The following is a 10,077-nucleotide window of genomic DNA, read 5'->3' as shown; positions in this document are numbered from 1 at the left end:
CGATGAAGTCCAGCGCCTCCAAACGGACTGGTACTGACGATAGTGACTGGGAAGAGTTTTAGCCAGTAACGGAATCACAAAAAGCCGACCTAAATTAAGGTCGGCTTTTTTTGTTTGTAAAGACATGTCAAAGGGTGTATTTTAGATGTTGACGCTTTCGTTATTGCGATAGCAATGTCGCATCACCTACGTCACATTTCTTGTTTTCTTTAGCTTTGCAATTACCAAAATAGAATGGAGTTTCCCCTTTTTTAGCATCATTTAAATCCAGGCAAGTTCCTTAATAATGACCACCATAAACCGATAAATAGTACAAACCATCCATTTACAGGGATTTTGGAAATCAAAAATAAGGAGTGACAACATGTTGTCAGAGAAATTGGGTGCATTAACAGGCAAATTTGGTCGTTTGAAATTGTCGTCTCAATTAGGCTTATTGCTGGCTGTGTCAGGTGTGGGGGCTGTTGTCAGCGTATCACATAGTGGCCTGGTGACAGGTTTGATTGTGGGCAATATGGCGTTGGGCACGCTGTTGGTGTTGAGTGTCAAACGTAATCTTGGTGGTGAAGCCGCCAAAGTATTAGCCACCGCACAAGAAATTGCTGATGGAGATTTCAGCAGCACAGATGACCCTGCTGGCTCTGGTGGCGAGAGTGTACTGAATGCATTGCATCAGGCTAAAGGTTCTTTAAATAGCCTGGCTCAGCAAATTGCGTTGGTCTCTGCCGAGCAGGCGAATGGCAATTTGAAGAAAACAATTGATCTTGCACAATTTAATGGCGAATATCGTAATATTGCGCAAGCAATCAACCAGATATTAGCGCTGCCTGCCGAGCTGCTGGAAAAAACCAGTCACTCTATGCTGGCGCTGAGCCAGGGCAATTTCGATACACATCTCGATAGCTTGCCTGGTGACCTCTCCCAACTGAATCATCATTTTGACAGTTTAAAAACCAACGTCAAAACCTTGATTACAGAAATGCAAAAAATGGCCTCTGCGCATGCAGAAGGCGAATCCGATACTGCACTTGAACTCGTTAAGTTTGATGGCGACTTTAAAGTAGTCGCACAGGGCATCAACAATATGGTGTCTGCCTATGTGGGCGAAACCGAAAAATTCATCGCCGTGATGGATAGCATCGGACGCGGAGATTTAACAGCGCAGCTTGAGCCTATGCCAGGTAAAAAAGCAGCGATGAACAAGAGTGTTGATCGTATCCGTGGCAATCTCAAAGGTATTGTAGATTCCGTCAACTGGGTCAACACCGAGCATGAAAAAGGCAATATTGACATGACGCTACGTGCGGATATGTTTAAAGGCCAGTTCTCGGTATTAGCCGATTCTATTAATAAAATTGTTGCTGGTCATATTGAGTTAAACCAAAAAGCCATGGCCTGTGTGAAAGCCTTTGGTGATGGTAATTTCGATGCGCCATTAGAGCAGTTCCCAGGCCAGAAATCTGAAATCAATCTGATTATTGAGAAAGTACGTAGCAATCTGAAAGCATTGAACCAGGATGCTGAAATGCTGGCTGAAGCGGCCAAAGAAGGACGCGTCACTGTACGTGCCGAAGCCGCCCGTCATCCAGGCGACTACCGCAAAATTGTCGAAGGTATGAACAATACGCTGGATATGATTGTTGAGCCGGTATTGACGGTAAAAACCGCCGCTGAATCCATCAATATTGCAGCGAAAGAGATTGCTCAGGGCAACGCCGACTTAAGCCGTCGTACTGAAGACCAGGCAGCTAATCTTGAAAAAACAGCCTCCAGCATGGATGAACTGTCTTCAACCGTGAAACAGAATGCTGAAAACGCTAAACAGGCGAATGAACTGGCTGCGCAGGCGTCCGAAGTGGCGATCAAAGGTGGCGATGCTGTGAATGCAGTAGTTCACACCATGAGCGACATCAATGAAAGTGCCCACAAGATTGAAGACATTATTTCTGTCATCGACAGCATTGCTTTCCAAACGAATATCCTGGCATTGAATGCGGCTGTTGAAGCGGCGCGTGCTGGCGAACAAGGCCGTGGATTTGCAGTGGTAGCGGCAGAAGTGGGTAATCTTGCCCAGCGCTCCTCAGTCGCTGCACGCGAAATTAAAGAATTGATTAATGACTCGGTCAACAAGACTGCAGAAGGTAGCCGCCAGGTAGAAGAAGCCGGTAAAACCATGCATGAAATTGTAGGCTCGGTTAAACGTGTCAGCGTCATTATCGGCGAGATTGCCTCTGCTTCTAACGAGCAAAGTGCGGGCATTGCCCTGGTGAATGATGCCGTGATCCGTATGGATGATGTAACACAACAGAATACCGCCTTGGTTGAAGAGGCTGCTGCGGCTGCCGAATCACTGATGGATCACGCCAATGAGCTGGCAACAGCGGTTAGCGTATTTATCGTAGAAGGCAACGCAAAAGGTTCGCGTCATGAAAATGCAGGCTGGGCGGGAGATTTCCGCAAAGTCAGTAACGGATAGGGCAGGCTGTAAGCCCTTTTATAAGTAGTACTTTTAATAATTAACAGGAGTATAAAAATGGCAGTGATTGATCGAGTATTGATTGGCGAAGGTTTGGTCATCGAAGATCGCCCAGAGGGTGGCCTGGATTTGAAAAACGTGGCACATATTGACTTAATTATGGGCCCACGCGGTAGCGCTGCAGAAGACGCATTTTGTCGTACGCTCACCGATCAAAAACAAGGAGTAAACGGTTTATTGGCGATTGCAGCGCCAAACATGATGGTAAAACCAAACACTGTAATGTTTAACAAGGTCACCATTAAAGATGGTCGCCAGGCTACTCAGATGTTTGGCCCAGCACAACGTGGCGTGGCCATGGCTGTGATGGATTGTGTTGCTGATGGCACCATCCCATTGGAAGAGGCAGATGATGTATTTATTTGTGTAGGTGTATTTATCGACAGCAAGGCCGACATGGATGACCGTATCCAGGACTGGAACTATCGCGCAACTAAAATTGCAATCAAAGCCGCTGTAGCACGTGAGCCTAAAGCTGCTGATGTTGTTAAACAGTACAAAGAAGCATTACACCCATTCGCAGCGCAAACACCAGAAGCAAAAAACCGCCGTTCTGATGATACAGCGGCTGCTTTGGCAATCTCTCAAATGCAAGAGCGTAGCAAATATGCACGCACAAGCGCTGAAAGCAAAGCCCGTGAAGAGAAACAGATCGAACTGGCTATCAACCAGATGAAAGATCGCATCAACACGACCAAGGCTTAATTCAAGCTGATGGAACCTGACGGATTTGCATAGGATAACGAAGTGACTGCCTTAAAAAAACAAGAACAAGAAGATCGCGAGTTTTTGTTTACGCGCGATGATTTCGTCAGAATTAAAAGTCTGATTTATCGCCATGCAGGCATTTCATTGTCCGATGCAAAGACGGACATGGTGTATAGCCGTATTGGGCGGCGCTTACGTGCGCTCGATATGCAAAGTTTCAAGCTCTATCTCGATAAGCTTGAGCAAAACAATCATTCAGATGAGTGGCAGGCATTTACCAATGCTTTGACCACCAACCTGACTTCATTTTTCAGGGAAGAGCATCACTTTCCCATCCTGTCTGACCATTTGGTCAAGACGGCTTCACAAAAACGAAAAACCATTCGTATCTGGTGTTCGGCGGCTTCCACCGGCGAAGAGCCTTATTCAATTGCTATCACAGCCTGTGAAGCATTTAATACGCTCAAACCCCCGGTTGAGATTATCGCGACTGATATCGATACCAATGTATTAACTACTGCGATGGCGGGTGTTTACCCGATTGATCGCATCAAGAAAATGGACGAATCCAGAGTACGCAAGTTCTTTGAAAAGGGGACTGGCAAACAGGATGGATTGGTCAGAGTGAAAAAAGCGGTGCGCGAGCTCATTAGTTTCAACCAGCTAAATTTGCTGGACCATCAATGGCCATTCAATGATGGTTTTGATGTGATTTTCTGCCGCAATGTCATGATTTATTTTGACAAGCCTACCCAAGGCAAGATTATTGAAAAGTTTATCACCCTGATGGGCGAAGACAGCTTGTTACTGGCGGGGCATTCAGAGAACTTTCTCTATGTTTCGCAGCAATTGCAATTGCTCGGCAAAACCGTTTACAAACTAAAAACTAATGGCGCGGCACGTTCCAGCCTATTAATGAATCGGAAATAGTCATGAGTGTTATACAAGAAGATATTGCAAACACCCTGTACTTTGACAGAACGTTTAACTGCGATGCGGCCAAAATCTCTCCCGGAGAGTATTATTACACCGATAAAGACATGCTGATTGTCACCGTGTTAGGTTCATGTGTGTCTGCCTGTATCCGTGATACCAAGTCTGGTATTGGCGGCATGAATCACTTTATGTTGCCGGAGAGCGGCAGCGCTGATCGCGATAGCCCGGTGTCAGAGTCTATGCGTTATGGCACCTATGCCATGGAAGTGCTGATTAACCAGTTGCTGAGAAATGGCGCCAGACGCGAGAACCTGGAAGCTAAAATATTTGGCGGCGGTAATGTGCTGCGCAGTTTCACCACCAATAACGTAGGTGACCGCAACGCCGCATTTGTTAAACAATACCTCAAGGATGAAGGTATTAAAGTGACAGGTGAAGACCTGCTGGATATCTATCCGCGTAAAGTCTACTATTTCCCGAAGACCGGCAAAGTACTGGTTAAAAAACTGAAACAGCTGAACAATTACACATTGGTCAAACGCGAGCAAGCTTACTCAAGCAAGCTGAAAACCAACGATGTGGGCGGCGATATCGATTTGTTTTGATAATAATAATTATAAAAAGGAAATCCCATGAAAACGAAAGTGTTAGTTATTGATGATTCAGCACTGATACGCAGCTTGCTGACTGAACTTATTAACGATACCAAGGACCTTGAAGTGGTAGGGGCTGCGCCGGATCCGCTGGTTGCGCGTGAAATGATCAAGCAATTGAATCCGGATGTCCTGACGCTGGATGTAGAAATGCCGAGAATGGACGGACTGGATTTTCTCGAAAAACTCATGCGTTTGCGGCCTATGCCGGTATTGATGGTATCGACGTTGACTGAAAAGGGCTCTGAAATCACCCTGCGCGCGTTGGAACTGGGCGCTACAGATTTCGTCACCAAGCCAAAAATGGGTATCACCCAGGGCATGCAGCAATATGCCGATGAAATTACCGATAAGATCCGTACTGCGGCCAAAGCCAAAGTCAGCACTTTGCAAAGTATAGCGAAAGCATCAGTGGCTGGTGGCCAGGTACAAAATGCCATCCGTAACCCGTTGATCAGTAGTGAGAAATTATTGATTATCGGTGCATCTACCGGGGGTACCGAAGCCATTAAATCGTTTTTAATGCAAATGCCTTCAGATTGTCCCGGCGTCTTAATCACGCAGCATATGCCCGCAGGGTTCACTAAATCGTTCGCTGCCCGTTTAGACAGCCTATGTAAAATATCAGTCAAAGAAGCGGTGGATGGTGAGCGGATCTTGCCGGGCCATGCCTATATTGCGCCAGGTGATCAACACTTGCTGCTGGCTAGAAGCGGTGCCAACTATGTCACCCGCTTGTCTGACAGTGAGCCCGTGAATAGACACAAGCCCTCTGTGGATGTATTGTTTGATTCCGCAGCAGTGCATGCCGGTAAGAATGCGATTGGCATTATTATGACCGGTATGGGCAAAGACGGCGCAGTGGGTATGTTGCGTATGAAAGAGTCCGGGGCTTACAACTTTGCACAAAATGAAGAAAGCTGTGTCGTCTATGGCATGCCGCGTGAAGCGGTTGCACATGGTGGCGTGCATGAAGTTGCGCATTTGAAAGACCTGCCAAAAATGGTATTGCATTATCTGGCAACAAATAGTGAACGCGCCTTGCGTGTATGAAGGCTTCAAAGAATAAACAGGCAAATCAGGGCTTTATTGCCGCTAGCATTTAAACGATATGGAGTGATAATGCTAGATATAAATATGTCACTAAAGATAGCGGAGTAATAAATGGGCAATCCGAATACTAAATTTCTGGTGGTTGATGATTTTTCTACCATGCGCAGAATTGTGCGTAACCTGCTTAAAGAGCTGGGTTACAACAATGTTGAAGAGGCCGAAGATGGTGCTGATGCATTAAGCAAGCTGCGTAGCGGTGATTTCGAATTTGTCGTATCTGACTGGAATATGCCAAATATGGATGGGCTGACCATGCTGCAGAATATTCGTGCAGATGCCAAGTTATCCAAATTGCCGGTATTGATGGTGACTGCAGAAGCTAAAAAAGAAAACATCATTGCCGCCGCACAAGCTAAAGCCAACGGATACGTAGTCAAGCCTTTTACGGCCGCCACGCTGGAAGAAAAATTATCGAAGATTTTTGAGAAATTGGAAAAAGGCGAGGCTTAATCATGACCGAAGCTGTCAATCCGAAACATGAAAACATCGTGGTAGAAATGGCTTCTGCCATGATGCAAAACCTGAACGGTAATCAACAAGAAGAAATGATCAGCCGGATTGGCCATATGACACGCACGCTTCATGACAGCTTGAGTGCATTAGGTTATGACAAGGTATTAGAACAAGTGGCACAGGAAATCCCGGATGCGCGTGACCGGTTAAACTATGTTGCCAGAATGACGGAACAGGCTGCTGAACGTGTACTAAATGCAACCGATCAGGCTACGCCATTGCAATCTGAAATGGCTGATCGTGCTCATGCATTGCAGGAACGGTGGAAAGCGGTGATGGCCAAGTCCGCCCTTAAATCAGAATACGATTTAGTCGTGCATGAAACCCTGGATTATCTGTCTCTGGCAGATAAAAATACGACAGCGACCAAATCACTGCTGATGGATATCATGATGGCGCAGGATTTCCAGGATTTGACAGGTCAAGTAATCAAAAAAATCACGACCCTGGTGCAAGAACTGGAAGGGCAGCTGGTACAGGTGCTGGTAGATTTTTCACCAGGTGCTAAAAAAGAAGAATCTTCAGACTCATTGCTAAACGGTCCGCAAATTGATCCACACAATAAGGTCGATGTAGTTTCTAACCAGGAACAGGTAGATGATTTGCTGGATAGCCTAGGCTTTTAAAGCAGGTTTTTAAACAGGTTCTAAGCTGCTAGATTTGAATATTAAAAGGGCCAATCGGCCCTTTTTTGCTTATGCATAGCCAACACGTTCTTCTGCAGGCAGTGTCGCTAATTCTTCATCGGTATACACGCGTCCGCGAGTTATAAAGGCAAAACCACTACCGCCATCCAGTGAAAATGAACCGCTGGAGCCAGGAACTGCATCCAGAATAGTATGTGTGTTGGTCATAAAGCTGAAATGGCTGTCACCCATGTAAAAAATAGCTCCTGCCAGCACCCCAAGCTTTACATCAGAAGGGCTGGGCCTGAATTCAGCAGCCGGCATGCACATCGGGCCACTGCCTTCGCAGCAACCACCAGATTGTAAAAACACTATTGGTCCATGTTGTTCAGTGAGCTTTTCTATCAAACTGATTGCTGAGGGCGTTGCAGAAAGTCGTTCAGCCATTATTTTTCCTTAATGAGTCGCTTAAAAGTATAGACAATAAAGGGGCGAAAAATTCGCCCCTTTATTGTTACTGATGTTCCTTAAGCATGGGAATCAGGGTTAGAAGAAACCAAGTTTTTTAGGGCTGTAGCTTACCAACAGGTTTTTAGTTTGCTGGTAGTGATCGAGCATCATCTTGTGCGTTTCACGGCCAATACCAGATTCTTTATAGCCACCAAAAGCCGCATGCGCAGGGTAGGCGTGGTAACAGTTGGTCCACACACGACCAGCTTTAATACCACGGCCCATGCGATAAGCACGGCTGCCATCACGTGACCACACGCCCGAACCCAGGCCAAAGATAGTGTCATTGGCAATGCTCAAGGCTTCGGCTTCGTCTTTAAAAGTAGTCACAGCCAATACTGGTCCAAAAATTTCTTCCTGGAAAATACGCATTTTGTTGTGGCCTTTGAACAGGGTTGGTTTGACATAATAACCTTCAGCCAGATCACCACCCAGTACATTGCGTTCACCACCGCACAACAGTTGCGCACCTTCCTGGTTACCGATATCCATATAAGAAAGAATCTTGTTGATCTGGTCTTGTGACGCTTGAGCACCGATCATGGTGTTTGGATCTAGTGGGTTACCTTGTTTAATCGCAGCAACACGTGGTAATACGCGCTCCATGAATTTGTCGTAAATGGATTCCTGTATCAAGGCACGTGATGGGCAGGTACAGACTTCGCCCTGGTTGAATGCAAACAGCACCAGGCCTTCGACGGCTTTATCGAGAAAGTCATCGTCTGCAGACATAATGTCTTCAAAGAAGATGTTAGGCGATTTTCCGCCTAATTCCAAGGTTGCCGGAATCAGGTTATTGGCTGCAGCCTGGGCAATAAAGCGGCCCGTTGCGGTAGAACCGGTAAAAGCAATCTTATTAATACGTTTGCTGTTAGAGAGCGGGGCGCCCACTTCGCGGCCGTAACCGTTCACAATATTCATCACGCCTGGCGGGATCAGATCACCAATGATTTCCATCAATATCAGGATACTGATAGGGGTGAATTCTGCCGGTTTCATCACCACACAGTTACCGGCTGCAACGGCTGGCGCAAGTTTCCAGGCGGCCATTAAAATCGGGAAGTTCCACGGGATAATCTGGCCAACCACACCTAAAGGTTCGTGAAAGTGGTAAGCCACAGTGTTTTCGTCCAATTCACTCAGGCTGCCTTCCTGCGCACGCAGAGCACCAGCAAAATATCTGAAATGATCTGCAGCCAAAGGAATATCCGCATTCAAGGTCTCGCGGATCGGTTTACCATTATCGACCGTTTCAGCAGTAGCAATCAGCTCAAGATTTTGTTCGATACGGTCTGCGATTTTCAGCAGTAAATTAGAGCGCTCTGCTGCGGGGGTTTTTGCCCATTTATCTGAAGCAGCATGTGCAGCATCCAACGCTAGCTCAACATCTTCAGCACTGGAGCGAGCGGCTTGCGTGTAAGGCTTGCCAGTAATCGGGGAAATTACATCAAAATATTCACCTTTAACAGGGGCAACCCATTTACCACCGATAAAATTGTCGTATTTTGCCTTGTAAGGGACTTTTACACCCATGGCTTTCAATAGATCCAAACTCATATTCACTCCTGTACTTTTTATATAGATGTTATAGCAGAACTGCTCTCCAAACCGCCATATTGAGCGATAGCTCAATTACCTGATCAATCATCATCTGAGCCGCTTAAAATAAGGCTTTTTTGGATGATTAACGGGATAAACATTAAACCTTAAAAACCACAAAATCAAGCTTTTTTGCCGTGTTTTAAATGATTTATAAGATAACTGAGTTACTTCGTTTAATGCTGAAAAGTTCAATCTCTTTTACGTATAGAAGTAGTCTTCAATATCACTTTTTTTTCATGTTGATGATTGCGGTATAAATAATTTGGCGCGTTATAGGGAATGGGCTATAATCGCGCCTTCTTTCGGAGAGATGGATGAGCGGTTTAAGTCACCACCCTGGAAAGGTGGCATAGGGGCAACTCTATCGAGGGTTCGAATCCCTCTCTCTCCGCCAATAAAAAAACACCCGAATGGGTGTTTTTTGTTTTTATATTCGATGCACCTATTTTGCTTTTAATAAATATAAGTGCACGGTCAATAACGACAATATCAATCACTGTCAGGGTTTCTTTTTCTCTATTGATTTATCGGCTTTTGTGGATTCCGCAGGCGTGGCTTTTTTACCGCCAACGCTGATATCTTTTTTAAGGCCTGCGAATGTCGCCTGTCCGATGCCAGGTACCTGATCCAGTTCTTCGACTGTTTTAAAGCCACCATTCTTTTTACGATATTCAATGATCGCCTGGGCTTTAGCTGGGCCTATGCCATTCAGGCTTTCCAACTCGGCCTGACTGGCTGTATTAATATCGACGGCTGCATGGGCCAATGGTGATAACAGTAACGACATCAGACAAACTAAAAACATGTATCTCATATATTCTCCTGATCAATAAAATAAAAAACAGGCTAAAAAATCAGCCTGCTTCGATTCTAGCGCCAA

General features: G+C 45.7%; 10 protein-coding genes and 1 tRNA gene. 8 read left to right on the top strand and 3 right to left on the bottom strand.

The features are described 5' to 3' along the window. Positions 1-364: 364 nt before the first annotated feature. From ASG34_RS13655 to cheZ, 7 genes are all read left to right on the top strand, one after another. The gene (locus ASG34_RS13655) at positions 365-2,476 is read left to right on the top strand and encodes a methyl-accepting chemotaxis protein (RefSeq protein WP_055831430.1); all 2,112 of its coding nucleotides are present in this window, start codon (positions 365-367) and stop codon (positions 2,474-2,476) included. 57 nt (positions 2,477-2,533) lie between these two features. Next, a complete protein-coding gene (gene fae, locus ASG34_RS13650; protein ID WP_055831428.1) occupies positions 2,534-3,241 on the top strand; it encodes a formaldehyde-activating enzyme in 708 nt (235 codons plus the stop codon). 42 nt (positions 3,242-3,283) lie between these two features. Then, on the top strand, positions 3,284-4,174 hold the full coding sequence (locus ASG34_RS13645) for a CheR family methyltransferase (protein ID WP_055831426.1): 891 nt from the start codon (positions 3,284-3,286) through the stop codon (positions 4,172-4,174). 2 nt (positions 4,175-4,176) lie between these two features. Continuing rightward, a complete protein-coding gene (cheD, locus tag ASG34_RS13640) occupies positions 4,177-4,785 on the top strand; it encodes a chemoreceptor glutamine deamidase CheD (RefSeq protein ID WP_055831425.1) in 609 nt (202 codons plus the stop codon). A gap of 27 nt (positions 4,786-4,812) precedes the next feature. After that, the gene (locus tag ASG34_RS13635) at positions 4,813-5,886 is read left to right on the top strand and encodes a protein-glutamate methylesterase/protein-glutamine glutaminase (RefSeq protein ID WP_055831423.1); all 1,074 of its coding nucleotides are present in this window, start codon (positions 4,813-4,815) and stop codon (positions 5,884-5,886) included. Between the two features lie 111 nt (positions 5,887-5,997). After that, the gene (gene cheY, locus ASG34_RS13630; protein ID WP_055831421.1) at positions 5,998-6,396 is read left to right on the top strand and encodes a chemotaxis response regulator CheY; all 399 of its coding nucleotides are present in this window, start codon (positions 5,998-6,000) and stop codon (positions 6,394-6,396) included. Between the two features lie 2 nt (positions 6,397-6,398). Continuing rightward, positions 6,399-7,085, top strand: coding sequence for a protein phosphatase CheZ (gene cheZ / locus ASG34_RS13625; protein WP_055831419.1), 687 nt, complete (start codon positions 6,399-6,401; stop codon positions 7,083-7,085). Positions 7,086-7,154: 69 nt separating this feature from the next. On the opposite strand, the gene ASG34_RS13620 is transcribed toward cheZ, so the two are convergent. Both ASG34_RS13620 and exaC read right to left on the bottom strand, forming a co-directional pair. Continuing rightward, positions 7,155-7,532 (bottom strand): DUF779 domain-containing protein, encoded by a 378-nt coding sequence (locus ASG34_RS13620; protein ID WP_055831417.1) that lies wholly within the window; start codon positions 7,530-7,532, stop codon positions 7,155-7,157. Positions 7,533-7,631: 99 nt separating this feature from the next. After that, positions 7,632-9,152: an acetaldehyde dehydrogenase ExaC gene (gene exaC, locus ASG34_RS13615; RefSeq protein ID WP_055831416.1), complete on the bottom strand. Its 1,521-nt coding sequence runs from the start codon at positions 9,150-9,152 to the stop codon at positions 7,632-7,634. A 349-nt stretch (positions 9,153-9,501) separates the two neighbouring features. Here exaC and ASG34_RS13610 point away from each other — a divergent pair. Continuing rightward, positions 9,502-9,591: transfer RNA gene (locus ASG34_RS13610), tRNA-Ser, on the top strand. A 105-nt stretch (positions 9,592-9,696) separates the two neighbouring features. Here ASG34_RS13610 and ASG34_RS13605 read toward each other — a convergent pair. Next, entirely contained in the window at positions 9,697-10,002 is a 306-nt protein-coding gene (locus tag ASG34_RS13605) for a ComEA family DNA-binding protein (RefSeq protein WP_369814569.1), read from the bottom strand. Between the last annotated feature and the right edge of the window lie 75 nt (positions 10,003-10,077).

Source organism: Methylophilus sp. Leaf416, from assembly GCF_001424665.1.
Classification (GTDB): Bacteria; Pseudomonadota; Gammaproteobacteria; order Burkholderiales; family Methylophilaceae; genus Methylophilus.
This window is presented reverse-complemented; position numbering and strand designations above follow the sequence as displayed.

Coding starts and splice junctions, on each gene's coding strand:
- ASG34_RS13655 (WP_055831430.1), top strand. CDS start 365: ATGTTGTCAGAGAAATTGGGTGCATTAACAGGCAAATTTGGTCGTTTG.
- fae (WP_055831428.1), top strand. CDS start 2,534: ATGGCAGTGATTGATCGAGTATTGATTGGCGAAGGTTTGGTCATCGAA.
- cheD (WP_055831425.1), top strand. CDS start 4,177: ATGAGTGTTATACAAGAAGATATTGCAAACACCCTGTACTTTGACAGA.
- ASG34_RS13635 (WP_055831423.1), top strand. CDS start 4,813: ATGAAAACGAAAGTGTTAGTTATTGATGATTCAGCACTGATACGCAGC.
- cheY (WP_055831421.1), top strand. CDS start 5,998: ATGGGCAATCCGAATACTAAATTTCTGGTGGTTGATGATTTTTCTACC.
- cheZ (WP_055831419.1), top strand. CDS start 6,399: ATGACCGAAGCTGTCAATCCGAAACATGAAAACATCGTGGTAGAAATG.
- ASG34_RS13620 (WP_055831417.1), bottom strand. CDS start 7,532: ATGGCTGAACGACTTTCTGCAACGCCCTCAGCAATCAGTTTGATAGAA.
- exaC (WP_055831416.1), bottom strand. CDS start 9,152: ATGAGTTTGGATCTATTGAAAGCCATGGGTGTAAAAGTCCCTTACAAG.
- ASG34_RS13605 (WP_369814569.1), bottom strand. CDS start 10,002: ATGTTTTTAGTTTGTCTGATGTCGTTACTGTTATCACCATTGGCCCAT.